The sequence below is a fragment of the Microcoleus vaginatus HSN003 genome, from assembly GCF_022701255.1.
Lineage (GTDB): Bacteria > Cyanobacteriota > Cyanobacteriia > Cyanobacteriales > Microcoleaceae > Microcoleus > Microcoleus vaginatus_B.
This window is the reverse complement of record NZ_CP031705.1, coordinates 1,505,946-1,531,024: the sequence shown is the minus strand read 5'-3', so window position 1 is coordinate 1,531,024 and position 25,079 is coordinate 1,505,946. Positions and strand designations below refer to the sequence as shown.

At 46.0% G+C, this 25,079-nt stretch carries 20 protein-coding genes; 11 read left to right on the top strand and 9 right to left on the bottom strand.

Going from position 1 to position 25,079, the window contains the following annotated elements; all coding sequences use genetic code 11:
* The first annotated feature begins 111 nt into the window (after window positions 1-111).
* Complete coding sequence (locus D0A37_RS06435; protein ID WP_242722446.1) at window positions 112-3,924, top strand: glycoside hydrolase family 2 protein; 3,813 nt, start codon at window positions 112-114, stop codon at window positions 3,922-3,924.
* A 267-nt stretch (window positions 3,925-4,191) separates the two neighbouring features.
* Here D0A37_RS06435 and D0A37_RS06430 read toward each other — a convergent pair whose 3' ends face one another.
* From D0A37_RS06430 to dnaK, 6 genes are all read right to left on the bottom strand, one after another.
* Window positions 4,192-4,437, bottom strand: a complete 246-nt coding sequence (locus D0A37_RS06430) for an HNH endonuclease (protein ID WP_190745880.1) — start codon at window positions 4,435-4,437, stop codon at window positions 4,192-4,194.
* Window positions 4,438-4,487: 50 nt separating this feature from the next.
* Window positions 4,488-4,955, bottom strand: a complete 468-nt coding sequence (locus D0A37_RS06425; RefSeq protein WP_242722443.1) for a KGK domain-containing protein — start codon at window positions 4,953-4,955, stop codon at window positions 4,488-4,490.
* 47 nt (window positions 4,956-5,002) lie between these two features.
* The gene (locus tag D0A37_RS06420) at window positions 5,003-5,191 is read right to left on the bottom strand and encodes a hypothetical protein (RefSeq protein WP_242722440.1); all 189 of its coding nucleotides are present in this window, start codon (window positions 5,189-5,191) and stop codon (window positions 5,003-5,005) included.
* Between the two features lie 99 nt (window positions 5,192-5,290).
* Complete coding sequence (locus D0A37_RS06415; RefSeq protein WP_242722437.1) at window positions 5,291-7,726, bottom strand: dynamin family protein; 2,436 nt, start codon at window positions 7,724-7,726, stop codon at window positions 5,291-5,293.
* A gap of 384 nt (window positions 7,727-8,110) precedes the next feature.
* Window positions 8,111-9,334 carry a DnaJ C-terminal domain-containing protein gene (locus D0A37_RS06410; RefSeq protein WP_242722433.1) on the bottom strand — a complete coding sequence of 408 codons (1,224 nt, stop codon included), beginning with the start codon at window positions 9,332-9,334 and terminating at the stop codon, window positions 8,111-8,113.
* A gap of 124 nt (window positions 9,335-9,458) precedes the next feature.
* Complete coding sequence (gene dnaK / locus D0A37_RS06405; protein ID WP_242722430.1) at window positions 9,459-11,627, bottom strand: molecular chaperone DnaK; 2,169 nt, start codon at window positions 11,625-11,627, stop codon at window positions 9,459-9,461.
* Between the two features lie 55 nt (window positions 11,628-11,682).
* Between dnaK and D0A37_RS06400 the strand changes: the two genes are divergently transcribed.
* The 7 genes from D0A37_RS06400 to D0A37_RS06370 all read left to right on the top strand — a co-directional run bounded on the left by D0A37_RS06400 (window position 11,683) and on the right by D0A37_RS06370 (window position 17,132).
* The gene (locus D0A37_RS06400) at window positions 11,683-11,886 is read left to right on the top strand and encodes a hypothetical protein (protein WP_242722427.1); all 204 of its coding nucleotides are present in this window, start codon (window positions 11,683-11,685) and stop codon (window positions 11,884-11,886) included.
* A 23-nt stretch (window positions 11,887-11,909) separates the two neighbouring features.
* Window positions 11,910-12,164: a hypothetical protein gene (locus D0A37_RS06395; protein ID WP_242722424.1), complete on the top strand. Its 255-nt coding sequence runs from the start codon at window positions 11,910-11,912 to the stop codon at window positions 12,162-12,164.
* A gap of 32 nt (window positions 12,165-12,196) precedes the next feature.
* The gene (locus D0A37_RS06390; RefSeq protein WP_445242489.1) at window positions 12,197-12,571 is read left to right on the top strand and encodes a type II toxin-antitoxin system VapC family toxin; all 375 of its coding nucleotides are present in this window, start codon (window positions 12,197-12,199) and stop codon (window positions 12,569-12,571) included.
* Between the two features lie 68 nt (window positions 12,572-12,639).
* Complete coding sequence (locus D0A37_RS06385; protein ID WP_242722421.1) at window positions 12,640-13,431, top strand: Uma2 family endonuclease; 792 nt, start codon at window positions 12,640-12,642, stop codon at window positions 13,429-13,431.
* A gap of 121 nt (window positions 13,432-13,552) precedes the next feature.
* Entirely contained in the window at window positions 13,553-14,641 is a 1,089-nt protein-coding gene (locus D0A37_RS06380; protein ID WP_242722418.1) for an SPFH domain-containing protein, read from the top strand.
* Window positions 14,642-14,727: 86 nt separating this feature from the next.
* Entirely contained in the window at window positions 14,728-16,038 is a 1,311-nt protein-coding gene (locus D0A37_RS06375) for a TFIIB-type zinc ribbon-containing protein (RefSeq protein WP_242722415.1), read from the top strand.
* Between the two features lie 464 nt (window positions 16,039-16,502).
* A complete protein-coding gene (locus D0A37_RS06370; RefSeq protein WP_242722412.1) occupies window positions 16,503-17,132 on the top strand; it encodes a TraX family protein in 630 nt (209 codons plus the stop codon).
* 100 nt (window positions 17,133-17,232) lie between these two features.
* Here the strand turns inward: D0A37_RS06370 and D0A37_RS06365 are convergent, their stop codons facing one another.
* A complete protein-coding gene (locus D0A37_RS06365) occupies window positions 17,233-17,871 on the bottom strand; it encodes a DUF2959 domain-containing protein (RefSeq protein WP_242722409.1) in 639 nt (212 codons plus the stop codon).
* A gap of 508 nt (window positions 17,872-18,379) precedes the next feature.
* Between D0A37_RS06365 and pds the strand changes: the two genes are divergently transcribed.
* Window positions 18,380-19,753: a 15-cis-phytoene desaturase gene (gene pds, locus D0A37_RS06360; protein ID WP_242722406.1), complete on the top strand. Its 1,374-nt coding sequence runs from the start codon at window positions 18,380-18,382 to the stop codon at window positions 19,751-19,753.
* A 91-nt stretch (window positions 19,754-19,844) separates the two neighbouring features.
* Window positions 19,845-20,774 (top strand): 15-cis-phytoene synthase CrtB, encoded by a 930-nt coding sequence (gene crtB / locus D0A37_RS06355; RefSeq protein WP_242722403.1) that lies wholly within the window; start codon window positions 19,845-19,847, stop codon window positions 20,772-20,774.
* A 142-nt stretch (window positions 20,775-20,916) separates the two neighbouring features.
* Here crtB and D0A37_RS06350 read toward each other — a convergent pair whose 3' ends face one another.
* Both D0A37_RS06350 and D0A37_RS06345 read right to left on the bottom strand, forming a co-directional pair.
* Window positions 20,917-21,414, bottom strand: a complete 498-nt coding sequence (locus tag D0A37_RS06350; protein ID WP_242722401.1) for an HmpF-related protein — start codon at window positions 21,412-21,414, stop codon at window positions 20,917-20,919.
* A 311-nt stretch (window positions 21,415-21,725) separates the two neighbouring features.
* The gene (locus D0A37_RS06345) at window positions 21,726-24,479 is read right to left on the bottom strand and encodes a valine--tRNA ligase (RefSeq protein ID WP_242722399.1); all 2,754 of its coding nucleotides are present in this window, start codon (window positions 24,477-24,479) and stop codon (window positions 21,726-21,728) included.
* A 157-nt stretch (window positions 24,480-24,636) separates the two neighbouring features.
* On the opposite strand from D0A37_RS06345, the gene D0A37_RS06340 reads away from it, so the two are divergent.
* Window positions 24,637-25,014, top strand: a complete 378-nt coding sequence (locus D0A37_RS06340) for a GxxExxY protein (protein WP_242722397.1) — start codon at window positions 24,637-24,639, stop codon at window positions 25,012-25,014.
* Window positions 25,015-25,079 lie beyond the last annotated feature (65 nt).

Sequence of the window (25,079 nt, the reverse complement as noted above, 5' to 3'; positions counted from 1 at the left end):
GCCGGATGCCATCTTCCCAGAGGCAGATTGGCGGCGGGATTGGTGCTGGAGCAACTGCTATCATAGATTCAGGGACAAATTAGATTATCTAATTTCTGGGAGCAATTTAAAGTGAATCACAAGCTGGCAAAAATTATCGGGTTATTTTTCGCAGCCGCCACCCTCTTTGGATTCGTCGGTTACGCGCTGCAAAATCCCAACTTCGCCAGCAACTCAGCGATATCGATCGGCTTCCCCAATCTTGCGATCGCGGCCGCTGGGGCGATCGACAACAAACGATCCCAAATCTATCTCAACGGAACTTGGCAATTTGTTCCCGCAGTTGGCAACCCCCAAACCCCTCCCCTCTCACCAAGTTGGGGTTCCATCTCTGTACCCGGAGACTGGCAAAAAGAAAACAACGAATCCGTACCCGGAATCATCACTCGCGGCAGCGGCAAAGATTGGGAAAACTTCAACAGCAAACAACTATCAAAAGGTTGGTATCAGAGAAATATAGACATTCCCGGTGACTGGACAAACCGCCGCATATTTATCGACTTAGCCAGAGTCAGCACTGATGCAGTCATATTTATCAATGGCATTAACTGCGGTCAAATCCCCTGGCCCTACGGCACTATTGAAATTACTAAAGCAGCAAAACCCGGTCAAAACACCCTATCTATTTTAGTGGTGGCAGTATCCGATGAAAAGGAAAAAGCCGTCATCATGGGCCCCACAGAAATCTACACAGAAAAATCCAACTTGCAATCGCGGGGAATCATCGGCGAAGTGCGACTTCTGAGCCTTCCCCCCGGCCCGCTAATTAGCGACGTATTCGTCCAAACTTCCACCAGAAAAAAGCAAGTTAAATTAGATGTAGAGCTCAAAGACGTGGCCCAAAGCGGTCAAGTTGAATTAATCGCGCAAATGCTCGACGAAAAAGGCAAATTACAACAAAAATTCACCGCAAATGCCAAGGTTCAAGCTAAACCCATTCAAACCGTACAAGTTCAGTGGAATTGGCCAAATCCCCGTCTTTGGGATGTCGGGCAACCAAACCTTTACACCCTGCAATTAGAAGTAAAAGGCAGCGGTATTAACACGCAATACAACCAACCTTTTGGCTTCCGCGAATTTTGGATAGAAGGGCGCAAATTTTTCTTAAATGGAACTGAATTTCGGCTGCGACCCAACTTGCACTTCGATTCTTGGCAAGGCGGGATACTAGAAGTTTCTGACAAGCTAATTGACAGCTATGTAAAAGCGGGTTTTAACATAACAGAAATGTGGCCTTGGAATCACGACGAACGGGGTAGATGGCACTTCCGAGAGTTATTTTCCGAAAGAGCAGACCTCAAAGGTTTTCCCATTATGGCTCCCGCTTTAGATATTAGTCCTATCGCTTGGAACGGCAAGTGGAAGAATCCCCTCTGGAAAAACCGCTGGAAAGCCAGAATGGTGACTGAAATGCGTCGCTACCGCAATCATCCATCAGTATTAATGTGGGCAACAAGTCCTAACTTTTTCGGCAACGCTGACGACCTAAATCCCCGTCGCATCGGCAAAAGCAAAGTAGAAGGAACTCTTAGTTCCGCAGAAAACCAGCGTTTGCGGGTCAACACTCCCCTAGGAAATGACGCTTTAGCTACTATTAAATCGGCAGACCCAACCAGACCTGTGATGGTACACCAAGGCGCACACTTCGGCGATGTTTACGCGCTGAATTCTTATTTAAATATGATTCCCTTGCAAGAACGGGAAGAGTGGATTTCTGAGTGGAGCAAAACCGGGGAAAGACCCTACATGGCAGTCGAGTTTGGGACTCCTTTGCACGCAACGATGATGCGGGCCCGCAAAGGTTTTGGTCAGGCGATTGTCAGCGAACCTTGGATGACTGAGTTTGCGGCAATTTATTTTGGCAAGCAGGCTTACGATTTGGAAACAACCGCTTATAAATCTAAAATTCGCGAGCAGTTTGTCAATGGTCAGGAGTATCAAAACTGGCATTTAAAAAAAGAGTTGGATTTTGCCCCAGCTTTTCAAAAGTTGCAGCAGTTATTCAGTACAAACACTTGGCGGAGTTGGCGGACTTTTGGAATGTCTGGGGGGATGATTCCTTGGAATGACGGACATGGTTGGGAAGTTTCCGAAGCGGGTCGAAAAAAGGTGGATTTTGGGGCATTTCAACCGGGTCACCGGGGAGTTTATTTGAAGCAAGTCTCAAATAATATTTTGAATTATTTGCAGCCCGAAGCTTATATTGTTCATCCTGGGGGCGAAGCAATTATGAATAATAATAGCTCGACTTTGGCTTGGATTGCTGGTGCTAGCCCGGTTTTTACTGCGAAAGATCACAATTTGTTTGTGGGCGGAAAACTGGCTAAGCAAGTAGTGTTAATTAACGATATGCGGGCGGCGCAAGAATTTTCGTTTAAGTGGCGGGTTTTGGTGGGGGGGAAAGAAGTTAAAAAAGGCGAGCAAAAAGGGAGAATTGAGTCAGCAGCAACGCTGTTTTTCCCAATAGACGTAAATTTGCAAAATACCATTTCGAGCAAGGCTGACGGCGAAATTCGCTTGACTGCACGGGTGGGCGAGCGATCGCATTCTGATACATTTGCTTTCCGAGTTTTTCCCAATCAAGCCAAAAGCAAGGAGACGCTGACAATCTTCGATCCAGCGGGCAAAACCTCGGCAATGTTAAAACAGTTAGGTCATCCGCTTGTACCGTGGGATGGTTCGCAAGTTTCATCGCTATTAATTATCGGTAGGGAAGCGTTTTCGAGTGGAGAAAAATTGCCGGGAAATGTAGAAAATTTTGTCCGAAACGGTGGCAAAGCAATTGTGTTTCCTCAGCGCAGGGATTGGCTGAAAAATACGGGTTTCCGAGTTGCTGCCCACGTCAGCCGCCGCGCTTATCCAGTTGACAGCAACCATCCGGCAATTAGCGGTTTAGACAGTGAAGATTTGCGGGATTGGGTGGGGGAAAGCACGCTGGTTGAAGCTTATCCAGATACTATCCAAACTGGCCCTAACTTGAGTCCGGCAAATAAACCTTGGTACGGCTGGCGTTGGGGAAATCGCGGCGGTGTCAGTAGCGCTTCAATTGAGAAACCGCACCGCAGCGGTTGGCGCCCCATTTTGGAATCTGAGTTTGATTTAGCTTATTCGTCGCTGATGGAATTGGATTACGGAAAAGGGCGGCTGATTTTAAACGAGTTGGATTTGGAAGACCATTATTCTGTAGATGCTGCGGCGGCGCAGTTAGTGCAACAAATTGTGAGTTACGGGATGAATTCTCCGGTGGTTGGAAAGCCGGATAAAGTGGTTTTAATTGGGGGAGATGGAGATGCCCAAAAGTTGGACAGTTTGGGGGTAATTTATCAGCGCGCTAGTTCGCTTTCTAATGATGTTGGTTTGGCAATTGTGGGGACAGAAGCGAATCTGAAAGATGCAGATTTGCGCGGTTATTTGAATGCTGGCGGGAAGGCGTTTTTCTTGCCGCGTCAAGTGCCTGCTGCGGGTTTGGGCGTGGGTTTGCAGCAAGCGCAGGATTTCGGGGGTTCGCTGGCGGTTCCGAGTTGGGATGAGGTGAAGGGGGTTAGCGCCTCAGATTTGCGATCGCGCTCTTTTTATGATACTTGGTTGATTAAGTCTGGGGGAGAAATCGGCGCTGACGGGTTGTTAAGTCGGGTACAAGTGGGCAAGGGTGTGGCGATTTTTTCTCAGATTGAACCGGACAGTTTGGATGCTGATACTAAGACTTATTTGCGTTTTACTCGCTGGCGGCAAACCAGGGCAAATGCTCAGATTTTAGCTAATTTAGGGGCGAGTTTTAAAGCGGATGGTTCTGTGTTTAACGGTTCGAGTCGGGAGTTTTATCACTGGGATTACAGAACGGATTTTGAGAATGGGGATGATCCTTATCGCTATTATCGATGGTAGGAAGAAGGAAGTTTAGCAACGGATTCGCTCCACGGATGTAACGGATGTAACTGAGATGTTGCACCATTCTCAATTACTTGCTTAGGAACAGGCAAGATGCCTGTTCCACAAGAGATAAATTTTCTTGTGGAACAGGCATCTTGCCTGTTCTTGACAATGATGCAATTTGTCACCATTACAGTTATCCAAGCTAGGGATTAAAAGTGCGATCGAACAGAGGTTAGCAATTTCAATCTTAAATTGCTGATTTTATTAGACTGTTAAATATCAAAGGTCAAAGTGACGGCGGAAGCGGGGGTCTAGTTTGTCTGTTTTCTTTTGGTTGCAGGTGCCGCAGAGGGTTTGCAAGTTGCTGATGTCGTTGCTGCCGCCGCGGGCTAGGGGGATGATATGATCGATCGTCAGTTGGGTTTCTAGTTTGGTTTGGCCGCAGCTTTGGCACTGGTATTTATTGCGATCGAATACATATTTTCGGACTTCTGGGGGAATGGGAATTCTGGGGGTTTTAGACATGATGATTTTTAACCGCAGATGAACGCGAATTAACGCGGATGTTTGATGGATTAGCTGGGTGAGTTGTCTTGATTGAGAAGTTGGCGGCGCAAATCGTCAAGGGGAGATTCGGGTTTGCTAGTTTCTGATTCGTTGTTTTCTGGTGTTTCTTCTACTTCAGGTTCGTCTGGGCAAAACTCTATAGTGACATTGAGTTTGAGCTTCATCTTTCCTTTCTTCCAGCCCTGAGCACCCACTCTGAGAATTTCACAATCTATACCTTCACCAAACCAGTTCTCATAAGCATTAGGTTGTTGGTCAGTATTTGAACCTACATAAATGTAGAGCTTTTGTTGATTCAACAAGTGAGTTAGTTTCTCTCCTAACCCATATTCAGGCAAAACTCCATTTACTGTTTCCTTTAGTTTTTCTACTTTAAGCATTGCGTTACCGAAAGATAAAGCATCCTCATTACCGCAGTTGTGAAAATCAAATTTCTCTTCCATATTGATATCTAACCTAATAGGTTTTTTAGCCATGAGTTTTAACCGCAGATGAACGCGAATTAACGCGGATCTTTGATGGCTCAGTCGGCAAATATTTCGTCAAAAATGTCATTTTCCGCACTCAGCCAATCTTGATAAGCTTGGGATACAAGCATCGGTTGAACAGATTCTTTCCCACTTTTAAAGAATAGGGCTATGTTCAGAAGTGTTGCTAACTTATCCTCTGGAAGTTGTTCGATTATTGTTAAAAGTTTTTCGCGAATGTTCATAGGATTAAAGTCGCTCTTTGTTGGCTATTGTAGCATAATAAACACAATAAAGATAGCGGGCGATTGGAAATCGCCGATTTCCGATCGCCAAAATTGCAATCATTCACCATCCACCGAAACACCATCATTTTGTGCAATTACTGGCAACAAATGCTCGTGCAACTTCATCGCCTGCAAACAACTATTAATCCCAGAAACCGCCCGATCGTACTCTTGAATTTTCTGCTCATTCTCAGCTTGCAGCCGCTGGTTGCGGGCAATCTTTTCCTCCGCCTCCTGTGCCAAAGTTTGCTCCAAATAATCGCGGGCTTGACTGTATTTCTGCAAAATATCATCAGCTTGCTTTTGGGCCAGTGGCAACAAATGCTCTTTCAGGGTTTGGTTGACAGTTTGGCGGAAAGTTTGCCGAATAGTTCTAGATACTTTCGGCTCAAAATCCAGCCGCAATAATTGCCGAATTGCAGGTTGGGCGTCAACCATGTTTTCGCAGTCGTAACCTTGAGAAGTTTGCTGCAATGTTTCCCGGAATTGATAAATCGAAAATGTGCCTTCGTCGTAAAAACGGGGACTTTCTCGCACGTAGCGATCGCACTCAACGCCCGCCGCATTTACCAAAGCATCAGAAACCCGCTTTGATAACTCCTCTAACTGCTGTTCAATTCCCCCGTCGTTCCCCAACAACCGATAAAGTAATCGATAGTATTCAGACTTGCGAACGCTATCTTTCAAATACTGGAAATAATTATCAACCAGTGACTTAGTAGCCTCTACTAAAATATCTTCCAACTGATTCGCTAAATAATAAAGTGCTTCCACTAAAACCGCAATTAAAGGTGCTGTCGCATTGCGGGGATGATTCCGCAAAGTGCGTCCGTAAGCCGCCTCAACAGAAAATCCATCTAACAATTCATCCAAGCGCCGAATCATCCGAGATTGCAGTTGCCGAAAGTCTATATCGAAAATCTCGCATTTATTCATAATCATTTCATTGACTTCTTCGGCGATATGTTCGCGAAATTCCTCCCCAACTTGCTGCAATTCTTGATTTAGCCGCAAAAGTTCCTGTGCTTTCATCGCTTCAATTTCGCGGGGCTGGCTGTCCAAATTCCGCTGAATTGTTTGGTAATGTTTCCGCAGTTGAATGCACAAGTCTTCTAAGTCGTCAGCTAAATTTTTGAACAGTTGCGGGCGTTTTTCTTCTGTGAGGTAACGGGTGATGGCTGTGCGAAAATCTTCTATTCCGCTATCTTGAATTAATTGACCAATTAATGGTTGTCCTTGCTCTGCAAGAATCCGCACGTAGTTTTCATTGGGTGTTTCGTAGCTGTTAACTGAAATGCGAAATCTGCTCGGAGATAGCTTGCCGGAATTCGCACAGTAGCGATTAAATTCACTAACAAATTGCGGAGTCTCTTCACTATTACCGAGCAATTCTGAATCTAATTTATCATCTCCAGAAACTCCCCGTTGACTGGTGGCAAAGATTGTATTTAAACCAAAGCGATCGCGCCCTGTTGTCCCTCGAATCAAACTTCCGTAAAATCCCAACAATCCGCTAGTTTTGTAAACTCTCGCGGTATCGCGAAAGTCCGAATTAATCAAATTTTCTAAGCGCTGTCGCAGTTGCGTGTTGTACCAAGTTTCGTCGATGCGGTTGAAAATGTAAAACAGTCGATCGCGAATTCCCGGATTTCCCCGTGTTTTTTCCATCAACTCGGTTTCTTCCGTCGTCATTTCCCCAGACGAAGCCGCTTTCAAAACGCAGACAACCGCCGAAGTATCGGGGCTTTCAATCTTATCATAAGTCAATTCTGCATCCCGCTGCACCGGCGCATCAATTCCCGGCGTATCGATAATAATATTGCCATCTTCCAGCAGCGGATGATAACAGTAATATTCTACTCGCTTGAGTACAGCACTGTTGCTACCGCGCCGGGCATAACTAGCAGCTTCCTTGAGATTGGAAAAGTTAAACTGTTCCATCGAGTAGGTAGCGTTTTCGAGAGTTTGGATGCGATCACGATTTGCCTCAAAACCTTCTAACAGCAGCATCAAAGCCTTAGCTTTTTTGGCTAGCTCGGATTTATTTTCGCCGCCTTCCGTTTGAATAATTATGTTACATCCCTGAGACAACAGCGACACTACATCTGTTTGATTAATATTAAGTTCAGTAGTTAAACCTAACTGATGGCAAAGCACAGAAGCTTGCTGGCTAATCTCAAATTCACTCAAAAAAGTGAGAACAACGCGCTCTTTTTCCGGCTCAGCAAAGGCGATATAACATTCCGTACCTGTCGCGTGTCCTTCTGCACTGTAGAGCAATTCTCGCTCCAGCAAAGCATTAATTAACATAGATTTTCCCGCACTGAAAGCGCCAGCAAACACAATTTCAAACTCAGGAGAAATTGCCTTTTTTAGAGAAGCTTGTACCGCCGTGATATCTTGTTGTCGCAAAGACGATTCCTGACGCAGCAGTTGCACTAAAGAATCAACTTGCTCTTGCAGACTGGTGCATTGAGGGGGCATTTGAGTCATGGCGGCAGACTGCTCCTGATTGGGGGAAAATTACCTTATTGTTAATTCTCTGCTAGTTCAGGAATAATCACAACAGTAATTTTACTTATGTGAGCGACGATTGCTGAAAGTGCGATCGGCTATTCTGGCGACAAATCATATCGTTTATGGTTGTTTCGGAATGATTAAACTGCTCTTAATGCAGAGGGCGCTGAGTTAGAAAAACGAGAGATGAATAATTCCGATACCAACGGATTTGATATCATCTATTTACAGCCAAGTGGCTAAATGTGATATGTCAGTAAAATTTAGCCAAGCATCTCCTAATTTTTCGTACACAATTAGTAGTAAGGCGCGCATTATTGCGCCCCTACTAAATTAAACGGGCGCCTTGCGTACTCTACATTAAACCGATAAATCCTGACGCGGTTTAAAAGACTCAACCTGCCGCAACTTTTCGTATAATTCCCGTTCCTCCTCACTAATTTCTTTGGGAATTAACACCTGAATTTCTACCAATTGATCGCCCCGATCGCCATTTCCCGTCGGATAGCCCTTGTTAGCCAGCCGCAACCGCTTTCCAGAGGTTACTGCCGGTGGCAATTTCATCTTTACCAGGCCATCCAGCGTCGGTACTTCAATATCTCCGCCTAACACCGCTTCGCTGGGAGTCAGAGGCAATTCGCAGCAAATATCTGACATTTCCAATCGAAAAAATGGATGGGGAGAAACCGTGATTTTCAAATATAAATCCCCGCCGCCCATACCTTGATTTCGCAAGCGAATCCGCTGGCCTGATACCATAGCAGGAGGCAGATTCACCTCGATCGCTCGCCCATCTTCCAGACGAATTCGCTCCGTACCGCCCGAATAAGCTCTTTCCAAAGGCAGAGTTAGTCTGGCCTCAATATCTCTTCTCGTTTCGCGCTCGACTGTTTCCCTAATTTCCCGTCGCATTTCGCGATCGGCTATATCCCTTCTGATTTCGCGATCGACTATCTCCCGTCGCATTTCGCGATCGACTGTTTCCCGTCGCATTTCCGGATTATCGAAATCCCGTCGCATTTCGCGATCGTCGAAATCTCGTCGCGTTTCGCGATCGTCCAAATCCCGTCGCATTTCGCGATCGTCGAAATCCCTTCTAGGTGGGCGAGAATTAGCAACATAACTCGTTTTCTTAGAAGCCGTACTCCACGGTTCAGAGGAGGCTACTCCCGCTGCATCATTCGCTGTCGCCATCCTCACTTCCCGGCGTCTTCCGAGCACTTGGTCAAGAAATTTATTAAAATCCGAGTAATCACTAAAATCGACATCTTCGGCCGGTTTTTTGCGGGTAGCTTTACTGTTTCCCCAAGTTTTGAAATTGGGAAGTCGCACCCCTTGCTTTCCTTGAAATCCCTTTTGTTTCCAGAATTTACTAAACTGATCGTATTGAGCCCGCTTGTCGATATCGGAAAGAATATCATAAGCTTCATTAATATCCTTAAACCTATCTTCAGCAGATTTATCACCTGGATTTACGTCAGGGTGTAACTGTCTGGCTAGCCGTCGATAGGCTTTTTTTATCTCATCAGCCGTAGCATCTTTGGGCACTCCCAAAATTAGATAGTAATTGCGAAAATTCTGCATAGTTAGTCATTAGTCATTAGTTATTAGTCATTAGTTATTAATTATTAGTCATTAGTCATTAGTCATGCTGCTTCCCTGCTTCAAACTAGGGACTAATGACTAGGGACTAATGACTAACCACTAATTACAACCAATCGTCGTCATCATCCCAATCGTCGCTTTGATTTTGATAAGGGCGACTCGGGCGATTAGCACTGCTTCTACGATCGCCCATACGATCGCCCATACGATCGCCCATACGATCGCCCATGCGATCGCCCATACGATCGCCCATACGATCGCCCATGCGATCGCCCATGCGATCACCCATACGATCGTTCATACGATCGTATGGGCGATCGGGAATTGGCTCAACAGTCGATCGCCTGTACGGCTTAGCATTGGTATAATAGCTGCTGTCATCGCTGCGCCGCTTCGTACCGTCGCCCGTAAAAGTCCGCTTCACAGACTCAAAGAAATCGTCATCATCGTCATCCATCGCAAACGCGGAAACTTCTCGGCTCAAATCGTAAAGAGCATCCTGCAAATCCGAACCAACTTGGTCAACTCCCCGCTCATCGTTGCGTTCCAAACTGTCTCGCAATTCCCGAATTAAAGTTTCAATTCGCTGGCGACTTCTTTGAGCAAACTGCATTCCCCGATCGAGCGCAACTTCCCGCAACTGCCGCTCGGCTTGATAAGCTAAAGCTTCAGCGCGATTGCGTTTTTCCACCTTTTCCCGCTGCAACTTATCAGCTTGAGCAAACTGTTCCGCATCGCGAATCATTTGATTCACTTCCTGCTGAGTCAGCGTCGAAGCACCTTGCACAGTAATGCTTTGTTCCCTGCCGGTAGTTTTGTCCAAAGCAGTCACCAACAGCATCCCGTTAGCATCAATATCAAAAGCTACTTGCACCTGCGGAATCCCTCGCGGTGCCGGCGGAATTCCAGTTAGTTTAAACCGTCCCAAAGACTTATTATCTCTGCCTAATTCCCGTTCCCCTTGGATTACGTGAATTTCTACCACAGTTTGGTTGTTTTCAGCAGTCGAAAAAATGTCCGATCGCCTGACGGGAATAGTAGTATTGCGAGGAATCAGTTTTTTCATCACCCCGCCGATAGTTTCCAAACCCAGCGACAGCGGCGTCACATCCAACAGCAGCACATCGCGGACATCGCCACCCAAAATCCCCGCCTGAATTGCCGCACCCACCGCCACAACTTCATCGGGATTCACATTTTGATTGGGTTCTCGATCGATCAAACTGCGAACAACTTCCTGCACCAAAGGAATGCGAGTTGAACCGCCGACTAACACAACTTCATCAATGCGAGAAGGACTCAAACTTGCATCAGCCAAAGCTTGTTTCACCGGCCGCCGCAACCGCTGCACCAAATCAGTGCACAGGCCCTCAAATTGACCGCGAGTCAGCCGCGTTTCCAGATGCAAAGGCCCATCTTCATTCGCATCGATAAACGGCAAATTAATCTCCGTAACACCGACTCCCGACAGTTCAATCTTGGCTTTTTCAGCCGCTTCGATCAAGCGCTGCAGAGCTTGGCGGTTGCGCCGCAAATCAATTCCTTCTTTTTCTAAGAATTGTTCTGCCAACCAGTCAACAATTTTGGAGTCAAAATCATTGCCACCTAATTGAGTATCGCCGCTAGTTGCTTTAACTTCAAATACTCCGTCTCCCACGTCTAAAATCGACACATCAAAAGTACCGCCGCCCAAATCAAACACTAAAATAGTTTGACTTTCTCGCCTCTCCAAACCGTAAGCCAAAGAAGCCGCCGTCGGCTCATTTAAAATCCGCTTAACATCAAGTCCGGCAATTCGTCCCGCATCGCGCGTCGCCTGTCGCTGCGAGTCGTTGAAATAAGCGGGAACAGTAATTACAGCCCCCGTTACCTCTTGTCCCAGATAGCGGCTGGCTTCATCGGCCAGTTTCCGCAAAACCATCGCCGAAATTTCCTCTGGGGCAAAATCTTTTTTCAGGCGGGGACACTTGATTTTGATGTTCCCGTTTTCGTCGCGGCGAGTTGTGTAAGGGACGCGTTTTGATTCTGGAGTCAGTTCGGTATATTTGCGTCCGATGTACCGCTTGACGGCGTAAAAGGTGTTTTGCGGGTTGAGAACAGTCTGGCGTCTGGCCATCTGTCCCACCAGGCGTTCTCCTTCCTTTGTGAAAGCGACTACCGAGGGAGTTGTCCGCATCCCTTCTGCATTGGCAATCACAACCGGTTTGCCGCCTTCCATGACGGCTACTACTGAGTTTGTTGTTCCGAGGTCAATGCCAACTACTTTACCCATGCGTCAGTTGTCTCCTGTGGCGTTGTGTGTAGCCTTTTCAATATAAGCGTTAAGTATGATTGCATTTATTGTACCGCGTCGAGAAGCGGGGGCTGCAGGGGGATTGCCTCACCTGCGGTTCAGGTTGCTGGGGTTGGCTGGGTGCGATCGCGGCGGGTTGCAGGCGCGTGTAGGTGGAATTTGCGTTAACCCGGCGGATCGGTATTATGTGTTGGGTTTCGTTGCACTGGCCCAACCTATGCTGTTTAAACTAGAATAGAAAGCAAATTTAGCGGGTTAATTATGCAAAGTATTAAAGTGCGATCGCGCGTTGGTTCCGACGGGATGTTGCATTTGCAAATCCCCGGTGGTATCAAAGATACAGAGTTGGAAGTTATTGTAGTTTTCCAGCCCATAACACCAGCAACTGAGGGTAAAACACCGGAAGATTTAGGCTGGTCGCCAGGTTTTTTTGAGACAGTAATAGGAAGTTGGGAGGGAGAACCGCTTGTTCGTCCTGAGCAGTTGGAATATGAAATCCGGGAAGAATTGCTGTAATTTATCTTTTAGACACCAATACTTGCATCCGTTTGTTAAATCCAGACCGAAACTCATCGGTATCTCGCCGACTAGCAATGATGCGGTCAGGTGATGTAGCAATATGCTCTGTAGTTAAAGCAGAACTTTACTGGGGTGCTTTTAGAAGTTCGCGTCAAGATAGCAATCTAGCTCGACTAGAACGTTTTTTCAATGAGTTTATAAGTTTGCCTTTTGATGACCAGTCTGCCCTAATTTACGGTCAAATTCGCGCTCAATTAGCTGCATCTGGGACACCCATTGGTCCTAATGACCTTTTGATTTCCTCTATTGCTCTTGCCAACAACCTAATCGTGGTAACTTACAATACCCGCGAGTTCAGCCGTGTTGAGGGTTTGCGTCTGGAAGATTGGGAGATAGAGGCATGAGTTAGATGTATCGAGTTCGCCTACAATCACAATCTCGCTCCAACAATGCCTGCAAGCAAAATAAAATTATGAAATTCACCCTTGATGTCGAAAACAATCCCGCAGGCTGGCCGGATCACACTCAATTACCAGAATCCGACGGCACTTTTGTGAAGAATTTTCAAGAACATCCCCAAAGCATTCTGTTAACCGATTCAATTACTCCAGTCTTTCAAAGCATTCATCCAGATGGTAACTATTGTATCGGTCAAGACAGCGGCATTTATTGGCGATTAACTGAGCCACTAGAACGGGGTGCAGAAGCACCGGACTGGTTTTATGTGCCTAATGTTCCCCCAACTATTGACGGTCAATTGCGCCGTTATTATGTGATGTGGCAAGAATTTGTAGCACCGTTAATTGTGTTAGAATTTGTATCGGGAAATGGTGCAGAAGAACGGGACAGAACGCCTTTATTGCGATCGGGTCAACAGGAAACTAAGCCGGGTAAATTCTGGATTTATGAAAATGTGATCCGTCCGGCATTTTACGGAATTTATGACGTAACTAAGGCTAGCGTTGAGGTCTATCACCTGATCGAAGATAGGTATCAATTAGTTGCTGCAAATGAGCGCGGTCATTATCCCATTGAACCGTTAGGAGTGGAATTGGGAATTTGGCAAGGAAGGTATCAAAATGTTGAGTTACCTTGGCTGCGCTGGTGGGATAGTGCAGGAAATTTGCTGTTATCGGGAGCAGAAAGAGCTCAACAAGAACAGCAAAGAGCCGATCGCGAACAAGAAAGAGCTCAACAAGCCGAAGACCAATTAGAGCAATTGCGCGCTCAGTTGCGATCGGCCGGAATAGAACCAGAATTATGAATTGTCTGAAAGTGCGATCGTCTCCATACCCACGATCGCACGTAAAAACTTTACAATGGCGATCGGGAACATCGATCGCTCCTATTGAAGCTAAAATCAAACAACAACCCAAAATAAATCTATGGGACTCTTTGACAAGATTCGCGGCGAATTTGTCGATATCATCGAATGGTTGGACAATACCAGCGATACCATTGCCTATCGATTTGAGCGTCACCAAAACGAAATTAAACAAGGTACTAAACTAACTGTACGGCCAGGACAAATAGCAGTCTTTGTCAGCGAAGGCCAAGTTGCCGATATCTTCGATCCTGGAATGCACGAACTGTACACCCGCAATCTACCCGTTCTTAGCACCTTAAAAGGTTGGCCCTACGGTTTCAACTCTCCCTTCAAAGCAGAAGTCTACTTTTTTAACACCAAAATATTTACCAATCTGAGATGGGGAACCTCTAACCCTGTAATTATCCGCGATCCAGAACTCGGCCCAGTGAGAATGCGGGCTTTTGGCACATACAACATTAAAGTTTCCCATCCCGAAAAACTCTTAAAACAACTAATCAGCACTGACGGACTATTTCAAGTAGATGAAATCAGCGAACAGCTACGCAATACAATAGTCAGTGCCTTTGCCAATTGGGTTGGCAATTCCCGCGTTCCCCTGCTGGACTTTGCAGCCAACTACACGCACATGGGCGAACAGGTGCGAGTTGCCATAGAGCCAAGTATCCGGCAGTTTGGGCTAGAGTTAACTCAGCTATTAATTGAAAATATCTCGATGCCGCCTGAAGTTGAAGCAGCACTCGACAAACGAGCCTCGATCGGACTTCTGGGAAATATGCAGCAATATACCCAATATCAAGCTGCTAACGCTATAGAAGCATCAGCAAATAACCCCAGCGGCGGCAACCAAGGATTAGAATTGGGCATGGGCATGGCAGTAGGCCAACAAATGACAAATATGATGCAGCCGCCAGCATCGCAAACTCCGCCGCCACCTCCTCCGCCAACACAACATCAGTGGTATATTGCCCAGAACGGTCAACAAGTAGGCCCTTTTGGATTGGATCAACTTTTGCCAAATGGTTTGACACATCAGGTAATGGTGTGGCGTGCGGGTTTTGACGGCTGGAAGTTAGCATCGCAAGTGCCGGAATTAGCATCTTTGTTGGCGACAGTACCGCCGCCTCCCCCGCCAGCAGCAGCGTAAAATTTTGCATATTTACTTAATTGGTAATTGGTAATTGATCTGCTTTCGCGATTACCGATTACCAATTACATCACCAATTAACCATTATGAATACTTCTGAACCTGCTGTTAAACGTTTTCCCTGTCCTAGCTGCGGGGCTTATTTAGAGTTCAACCCCCAAGCAGGAAAACTCAAGTGTGCTTACTGCGGCTGGGAAGATGCAATTCCCCAAACGGCTGAAGAGGTAAAGGAGAACTCTTACGAAGAATATCTCCAAGTCGATCGCACGGCCCTGGCAACTTTATCAACAACAGCCCTTGAAGTAAAATGCAATGATTGCGGAGCAAGTGTTACTTTTGAACCGCCGAAAGTAGCGGGCCAATGCCCATTTTGCGCTTCTCCAATTGTGACGCAACCTGCAAAAGCTAGCCCTAGCGTGCATCCAGAGGGAATTGTTCCTTTTGAAGTTACGGATAAACAGGCCAGAGAAAGCATTCAGAAGTGGCTCAGCAATCGCTGGTTTGCTCCCTCTGCTTTGAAATCCCTAGCGCAACAGGAGAAAATTCAAGGGGTTTATTTGCCGTTTTGGACTTACGACACTTATACGGTTAGTTACTATCAAGGTTCTCGCGGAGAACACTACTACGTAACTGAAACTTATACGGAAACAAACTCGCAGGGCGAAACAGAAACTAAAACTCGCGAAGTGCAACATACCAGGTGGTGGCCTGCTTCTGGCCGAGTCGATCGCTTTTTTGACGATATTCTGATTCCCGCTACAACTTCAGTCGATCGCCCGCGTCTGGATGCGTTAGAACCTTGGCATCTCAAGGAGTCGCTGCGCGCTTACAATTCCTCTTATTTAGCTGGGTTTGAAGCGCTGCGATCGCAAGTTTCTCTCACTCAAGGATTTGAATCTGCTAAAAATGTCATGGCCTCTACTATTCACTTCGATGTTTGTAGGAATATTGGTGGCGACGACCAGCGGGTTCACAGCATTTCTACTGATTACAATGCTATCACTTTTAAGCATATTTTGCTACCTGTGTGGCTGTGTGCCTATCGTTATCAAAACCAACGATATCAAGTAATGGTTAATGCACGCACCGCTGAAGTTCAAGGCGAGCGTCCCTACAGTGTTTGGAAAATTACTGCTGCTGTTGTTAGCGGTGTCGTGCTTGCGGGTGTTATGTACCTATTGTTTACTGGTAATTGGAAATATATCCGTGTTCCCGGTTTGCCTCAACCCCAACCCCAACCAACTTCCTTACCTGTACCGAGCCAAAAATTACCGCCAGCACCTCTTCCCTCTACCGCACCTGTACCGAACAAAAAATTACCGCCAGCCCCTGTTCCCTCTACCGCACCTGTACCGAACAAAAAATTACCGCCAGCGCCTCTTCCCTCTTCACTCTAGTTAATTCTGGATGGAGCAATCATCGGAGGCGGCGGAGGCATCGTCGTCGGTGTAGTAGTCGCGATCGATGTCAGTAAAATTAACTCAATTATTATTTTGTCCAAATCAATAAATTTAAGGTAAATCTACCTTAATGAGTACACAACAGTGTTTTTAAGTATCTTTTTTTAAACACCTAAATTAAATAGAGCTTGTTCTCTTTAATTTAGGTGTTGCTTGAAGGAGAGATTATGAGTACAGTAGATTTAATTGTACTGAGGATTTTAATAAAAAATACTATTTTCAGAAAACATAATAAAATACGAACTATCGACATTTAAAAGCACCTTCAATAACGGCACTTTATAGCATATAAAATATACTGAAAAAGCGGAAAAGTGTCAATATATTGTGTCAACAAGTTAAAGAATATTTAATTAGTACAATAAACGAAGTTTTAATAATATAATTTGAGGATCAATTGTATGAATCAAAATCAAATTAAATGGTTGGCCGCCGCTCTAATGCTAATAGACCACATCGGATTGATGCTTGAAGCAGAACCCATGCGTATCATCGGCCGCCTCAGTTTTCCGTTGTTTAGTTGGGTATTTGCTCAAAACTGGAAACGACCGGGGGACAAAAATCCTCTAATTACTCGACTGATATTATTTGGGGTACTTTCTCAAATACCTCATATGTTACTTTTTGGCAATTTACAGTTAAACATCATGTTTAGCTTTGCCGTAGCAGCACTAACTTTGAGCTACATCCGACGCTTCGATCGCAAAATTGCAGTTTTAAGCACAGGTCTAGTAACTGCTCAAATTTTAGGAGTGAGTTACGGCTGGTATGCAGTGGCTTGCCCGCTATTGATGATTAGGTGGAAAGGAGGAGGATCTCGCCTTTGGTGGTTCGGCTGGACTATAGTAAATATCGGATATGCAATTAGTTGCAAAAGCTGGATTCAAATTTTCGCTATATTCACACCGCTAGTTCTGGCATACTACGATAGCTCTAAAGACCAAAAACCAACGGCTCTAGAAAAAAGATTTTTCTATTATTTTTACCCACTACACCTTGGGGGGCTAGCGGCCCTGCGAACAATTGTCTAAATAAGACTGGGGATTCTAATTAGTTAATTGTTGATTTTTTATTTAAACGAAGTACAACCGCGTCTCTGAGCGATCGCCCCCATAAGAGCGCGATCGCTTTCTAAACTATATTGCCAACATTCAACTGACCGAGGCGCTTCAAAATACTCAGTACGCTGTACAAATCATTCCCCGGATTGAAAAGGTAAAACTTCCGAGAAAAAGCGTACTGTGCTTTTTCCCGCTTAACTAATTTGACAAATAGAAAATCTGCCCCATTCATTAACAATCCGTAAGTAGGTCGATCGGCACTGAAATTAGTTAACATATAAGCTAGTAACTGCGGAATCCCTACTTCCAAAGAAAACGCAGCCTTCTTGGACTCGATAACTACTACCCAAAACTCCTGAAACAAAGCCAAAACATCCACCTGTCCCCTCACAATCACTCCCTCATCTTCGTCAACAATTTCTACAGATTTTTCTGAAGTAACGTGAAAAGGAGCCAGATAAAAATCCGCTAAATCCAAAAACGGAGACAGCACTACCATTTTGACTGTATTTTCTAGAAGTGGGGGACGTTTGAGCAAATTCCTGTAACTTGCTTTCACTCTGTCTAATCGTTGTTTTTCATAATCACTGATTTCTGGCAAATCATCTTGCCACTCGCGAAAGAATTGGTCATCCTCAACCCACTCAATTTTGAAGTTGGTTTTCCAATCGTTCAAGGCGACATTTCTAGCTTGAATTGTTTGTACCATAAATTTAAGCAATTCATCAAAATTCGCTCTTAATTTATGATAGCAAGAATTCCTCAATTTCCGTTAATACTGAAGTATTGCATCTTTTAAAACAGGACATCGCTGAATGCTGAATAACGATATTGCCCGCAGTTCGCTTAGTCCGGCAGGGGTTTAAACCCCTGCCTCAAAGCAAAAGTCCTCTGAAAGAGGACTAATAGACCTCTTGCAAAAATAATTAGGACGGGCTCTCCGGCCCATCCCACAAGAAAAAATAACTCTTGTGGGATGGGCCGGAGAGCCCGTCCCATCAATTGAGGAAAAGGATTTTTGCAAGAGGTCTAATGTATTCTTCAGTCCTCTTTCAGAGGACTTGCGCTATGAGACAGGGACTTTCAGTCCCTGGCGGACTTCCGGGCTAAGCCGACACCTCCAAGCACAGCCGTGTCCCTAGAGATTTCCCAAAAAAATGTAACGAGTTGTAAAGTATAATTAAACCGAAGCGAACACAGAGGCCAAGTAGTATCAAATGCGAGTTGCGATCGCCGGAGCAGGCTTAGCAGGACTTTCCTGCGCTAAATATCTTACCGACGCGGGCCACACCCCCATCCTCCTAGAAAGTCGGGACGTACTCGGCGGCAAAGTAGCCGCCTGGAAAGATGCAGACGGCGACTGGTATGAAACCGGCCTCCACATCTTCTTCGGTGCATACCCGAATATGCTCCAACTCTTCAAAGAACTTGACATTGAAGACCGGCTGCAATGGAAAGAACACAGCATGATTTTCAATCAGCCGGAAACCCCCGGAACCTATTCCCGCTTTGACTTTCCCGACCTTCCCGCCCCCTTCAACGGCGTCGCAGCCATCTTGAGCAACAACGATATGCTCACCTGGCCCGAAAAAATCCGCTTCGGTATAGGTTTGATTCCGGCGATGCTTCAGGGCCAAAACTATGTCGAAGCAATGGACAAATACTCGTTTTCCGACTGGCTCAAAAAGCAAAACGTCCCCCCCAGAGTCGAAAAAGAAGTATTCATCGCCATGTCCAAGGCGCTCAACTTCATTGACCCCCACGAAATATCTGCAACCATACTGCTGACAGCCCTCAACCGCTTCTTGCAAGAGAAAAACGGCTCGAAAATGGCCTTTTTAGACGGTTCCCCCACAGAGAGGTTGTGTCAGCCGATGGTAGACTACATAACTGAGCGCGGCGGTGAAGTACGGCTGAATGCACCCATCAAAGAGTTTTTGCTCAACGATGACAACACGGTGCGCGGCTTCCACATTCGGGGAGTAAAAGGGGCAGAGTCAGAAATTCTGACGGCCGATATTTACGTTTCCGCGATGCCGGTTGACCCGCTGAAGTTGATGATGCCGAAACCTTGGGGCGAAATGGATTATTTCAAACAGCTCGAAGGCTTGGAGGGAGTACCCGTCATTAATGTACACTTGTGGTTCGATCGCAAATTAACTGACATCGACCATTTGCTGTTCTCGCGATCGCCCCTGCTGAGCGTCTACGCCGACATGAGCAACACCTGCCGCGAATATGCCAACCCAGACAAATCCATGCTGGAACTGGTTTTAGCACCGGCCAAAGACTGGATAGGCAAATCTGACGAAGATATCGTCGCAGCCACAATGGTCGAGTTAGAAAAACTCTTTCCCGATCAAATCCCAGAACCAGCCAAACTGCTCAAATATCACGTAGTCAAAACCCCTCGTTCCGTCTACAAAGCCACTCCCGGACGCCAGCAGTGCCGTCCCACACAAACAACTCCCATTAGCAATTTCTATCTAACGGGGGATTATACGATGCAGCGTTATCTTGCGAGTATGGAAGGTGCCGTCCTTTCTGGTAAGCTGACAGCGCAGGCTATTTCAACGGCCAATAACCAATGAAAAATTAAGAATTTTTCATAAAGACGTAAAAAATCTCCCGTTTTCTAAACGGGGGAGTGTCAATTCTAATCTTTAAATTTCTTATTCTCGGATGCTGCAACTGTCAAAACTCCAGTGCATGAGAACTCTGGCTTCTGTGGATGACTCTTACGAACTGTGCCGCCAAGTCACCGCGAGTTATGCCAAAAATTTTTATTTAGGCACTCAACTCATGCCCGAAGCCAAGCGTCGGGCGATTTGGGCGATTTACGTCTGGTGCCGCCGCACCGACGAACTCGTAGACGGGCCGGGTTCTGATGCAACGACCCCTGAAACCCTCAATCTGTGGGAAAAACGCCTAGAATCTGTGTTTGCCGGCCATCCTCACGACGACTACGACGTAGCTTTGGTGGATACGCTGTCTCGTTTCCCGATCGACATTGGGCCGTTTCGAGAGATGATTGCGGGCCAGCAAATGGACTTGTACCGCAGCCGCTACGAAACTTTTGAAGAGCTCAATCTTTACTGTTATCGAGTAGCGGGTACTGTAGGGCTGATGTCGATGTCTGTCATGGGTGTAGGCGAATCAAGTTCCGCTGCTAACTGGAATTGGCATTGGGGAAATAGAATTCCCAAAGAAGAAGCGATAGCCCTCGGTATTGCCAAGCAGTTGACTAATATTCTGCGCGATGTCGGAGAAGACGCCCGCCGCGGTCGCATTTACATTCCCTTAGAAGACTTAGCCTTGTTTAACTACACCGAAGAAGATTTATTCAACGGTGTAATTGACAACCGCTGGCGGGAATTGATGCGGTTTCAAATTCAGCGAGCTCGCAAATTATACGCCAGCGCCGAACCCGGAATTAAAGTGCTAAGTCCCGATATCCGCTGGACAGTTTGGGCTGCTACTATGCTGTACAGCAGAATCTTAAATGCGATCGAACGCAATCAGTACGATGTTTTCCAGAAGCGGGCTTATGTTAGCAATTCTCAGAAACTGCTGTGTCTCCCCGCCGCTTGGATGAAGTCAAAAGTGCTTTAACCGCAGGCAATTTTGCTGGCGATTGGGCAACTGGTAAGGGGTATTTGTCAAGTTACAAATTATATGATGTCCAGCAAATTGCATATTAGGTTTGTGGGGACGCGCTAGTGCCGTGTCCCTGCCTGTTATGTGTTAACTGGAGTCACACTGGCGGTGTAGCGGGTGAAATTTTCAATTGGGCGATCGCACTTTCCAACAATTGCTTTTCCTGCTGGAGTTTTGCTTCTAAATTTTGAATTTGTTCCCGGCGGGCTTCATTTTCAATCAAGCGGCGAGACAATTCTTGACTTTGCAAAGTGAGAGATTGCCGCCAATCTTCTGCTTTCTGGGCTTCTTGCTGCAAAAAATCGGGAGTAAAGCCTGTTGTTAAATATTTCTCAACTAATTGTAGTACCCAGTTTGTAGCTGCTTGAATATTTACAACCTGGTTATTTTCGCCAATATCTGCTAATACTAAAATCCCTTCATTTAAAACATTAGTTGCAGAGTTAATTGAATTTTGAGCAAAATCTGGCGGTAATGTCAAGAAACTTTCTTCACTAAGAATAGCCCAAGTATCATCAGAATTTTGGCAAGCCAGCAATTGCAGACTTATCTCGCCTAAATTTTCCTGATTTTGTACTTGGGCTAAATATAACATAAGGGTAATTAGTGATTGGTTATTGGTTATTAGGTAGGGGTTATTAGTTATTTGTTGTAGGATTTGCGAGATCGTAGGGGCGGGTTTTACAAACAATCTATGCCTGAAACTAACTATCTCGTAAACCCGCCCCGGCCACAGTCAACAGTCAACTCTTAAAACAACTTTAGCCGATCGCGCCAGCGGTGCGTGAGAGTCAATATTTTCCTTGCGATTCCAAGATTCTTCGCCCTCACGCAGCCTACAAATTGACTAAAAACAGTCAACAGTCAACAGTCAACAGCCAACAGTCAACAGCCAACTGTCAACTCTTAAAACACCTTTAGCCGATCGCGCAAAATCTCCGCTTGTTTTTCGGCTTCCGCCAAAGCATCCCTCGCGCCCTGAACCACATCAGGAGTAGCCTTATCCACAAACTTCTGATTAGTCAAACGCGCCGCAGTATGCTTAATTTCAGCTTCTACTTTGCTCAACTTCTTTTCTAATTTAGCACGCAAAGCCGCCAAATCGACCACCCCAGCCAGAGGAATCAATACTTGCACAGTACCGACAACGCCAGTAATTGTCTGTCCCAAATCTGTATCCAAACTAGCAGTTACGGTCAGATTTTCGACTTTTGCCAAATCCTGAATGTAAACCCTTCCCTCTGAGATTATTTGGCGTTCTTTCTCGTTGTCGCTTTGCAAAATTGCCGTCACCTTCACACTGGGTTTGATATCAGCATCGGCCCGCAAATTGCGAATAGTGCGAATTGTACCGAACAACAACTCAAACTGCTGTTCCAAATCAGCATCAATGAGTGATGCGTTTGCTTCAGGATAAGCCTGCAAAGCCAAACATTGATCGTCACCTGTTTGAGTCAGAGTGTGCCAAATCTCCTCAGTAATGTGTGGCATAAAAGGATGTAGTAGTTTCAAAATCCCTTCCAACACAAAAGCAAAAGTTTGCTGTGCGACTTTCTTAGAATTGGGTTCAGCATCCTGTTGCAAGCGAGACTTGACTAACTCAATATACCAGTCACAGAAATCGCCCCAGATAAACTCATAAAGTCCCTTCGCCGCTTCCCCCAAACCGTAATTTTCCAAACAATTGCGGCTTTGTTGCACAACTTGATAATAGCGAGAAAGAATCCAGCGATCGCACAATTCCAACCCTTCCTCTTTCCCCGCCTCGGTAAGGGAGGGTTGAGGGGGGTGAGGAATTCCCAACTGCTGCGGAGTCTGTCCCTCCAAATTCATCATCACAAACCTGGCCGCATTCCACAACTTATTCGTGAAGTTCCGGGAAGCTTCCACTGATTTCGATTCATCAGTTTTGCGATCGTACTCCATGCGAATATTTTGACCCGCCCCTACCACTTCCTTAACCAAAGTGTAGCGCAAAGCATCAGTACCGTACTTACCAATCAACAGCAGCGGGTCGATACCGTTGTTTTTACTCTTAGACATTTTCTGACCGTTTTCATCCAACACCAAACCGTGAATGTAAACAGTATCAAAAGGCATCTTTCCAGTAAAATGTCCGGCCATCATCGTCATTCTAGCAACCCAGAAAAAGATGATATCAAAACCTGTAACCAAAGTAGTTGTCGGATAGTAAAACTCCAAATCTTTAGTTTCGTCCGGCCATCCTAGAGTTGAGAAAGGCCACAACCCAGACGAAAACCAAGTATCCAATACGTCTGGATCTCTTGCTAGCTGCACGTCATTACCAAATTTAGCCGTAGCTTTTTCCCTAGCTTCAGCTTCAGTTTTCGCAACTATAAAAGGTGTTGTATCAGTAATTTCTCCTTGGGTTTCGCTAACAGCATACCAAGCGGGGATTTGGTGTCCCCACCACAATTGCCTGGAGATACACCAATCCTTCAGCTTCACCAGCCAATCGCGATAAACCTTTGTCCATCTTTCAGGAACAAAAACTGGTGAGTTACTTTGATCTAATGCTTCTAAAGCGCGTTGAGAAAGAGGATCTATCTTCACAAACCATTGCGTAGATATTAAAGGTTCGACCGCAACTTTGCCACGTTCGCTGTAGGGAACAGTATGCTTGTAATCTTCTATTTTAACCAAAACCCCGTCAGTTTCTAACCGCTGGACCACATTTTTCCGGGCAACAAATCGGTCTTGTCCTTGGAACTCTCCGGCATTTTCATTTAAACTGCCGTCCTTATTCATGATGTTAATAAACGGCAAATTGTGACGTTTACCCATCTCGAAGTCATTCGGGTCGTGGGCGGGAGTCACCTTGACACAACCAGTTCCAAAAGTTGGATCGACAAACTCATCAGCAATGATGGGGATTTCGCGATTGACGATCGGCAAAGTCACAGTTTTACCGAGAAGATGCTTGTAGCGATCGTCCTGTGGATTCACCGCCACCCCAGTATCGCCCAACATCGTTTCCGGCCGAGTCGTCGCCACCTCCAAATAACCAGAACCGTCCGTCAAAGGATAGCGGAAATGCCACAAATGGCCTTCAACTTCCTGCTGATCAACCTCCAAATCCGACACAGCGGACTGACTCGCGGGACACCAATTCACCAAGTAATTGCCGCGATAAATCAGCCCCTCATCATACAGACGGACAAACGCTTCTAAAACCGCAGCGGATAAGCCTTCATCCATCGTAAAGCGTTCACGCGACCAATCGACAGACACGCCCAAACTGCGTAATTGATTAGTAATAGTATTGCCCGATTCCGCTTTCCACTCCCAGGCCCGTTCCAAGAATTTTTCTCGGCCTAAATCGTGGCGAGTTTTGCCTTCTGCTTTGAGTTGCTTTTCGAGAATAGTTTGAACTGCGATGCTAGCATGATCCGTTCCCGGTAACCACAGGGTATTGCGTCCAGTCATGCGGTGATAGCGGACGAGGACATCAATCAGCGTCTCTTCAAAAGCGTGTCCCATGTGGAGACTGCCGGTCACGTTGGGCGGCGGGATAACTACGCAGTAAGGTTCGCCGCCTTTTTCGGGGTCAGCTTTGAAGGTTTGGTTGTCTTCCCAGTATTTTTGCCATTTGGCTTCGGTGGCTTTGGGGTCGTATTGGGGGGGTAGGTTTGCGGTCATGGTGGCTTGAGAGTTTGATCTTATTTAAGATTGTGCCACAGCGGGGGGAAGAGAAGAGGTTTGAACCGCAGAGGGCGCAGAGGGCGCAGAGGGAAGAGTGTGGGGAGGGTTTTGGATTATGATTGTGATCTAGGTTTGAGAAGAGGAGAGAAGAGAGTTGGAAGATGATCTGAATGAGTTGACTTATGCTGTGATTGGGGCGGCTATGGAGGTTCATAAGGAGTTGGGGCCGGGCTTTTTGGAAGCGGTATATGAGAATTCGTTGCGTGAAGAACTCTCGCGCCGGGGAATTCCTTTTGAACCTCAACCTACAGTAAATGTGATTTACAAAGGTGTTGTGGTTGGGGAAGGCAGATACGATATGCTGGTTGCCAACACCCTCGTTGTTGAATTAAAGTCAGTCCAAACTGTACTTCCTATCCATGAAGCTCAAGTTATTTCCTACCTGAAAATGACTGGTTATCCTCTCGGTCTTCTCATCAACTTCAATGTCCGCTTTTTAAAAGAAGAAATCCGGCGCCTCATCCTCTCCTAAAAAACCCTCTCATCCCTCTCCTCTCGGCGCCCTCTGAGCCCTCTGCGGTTCATTCCTCTTAATAT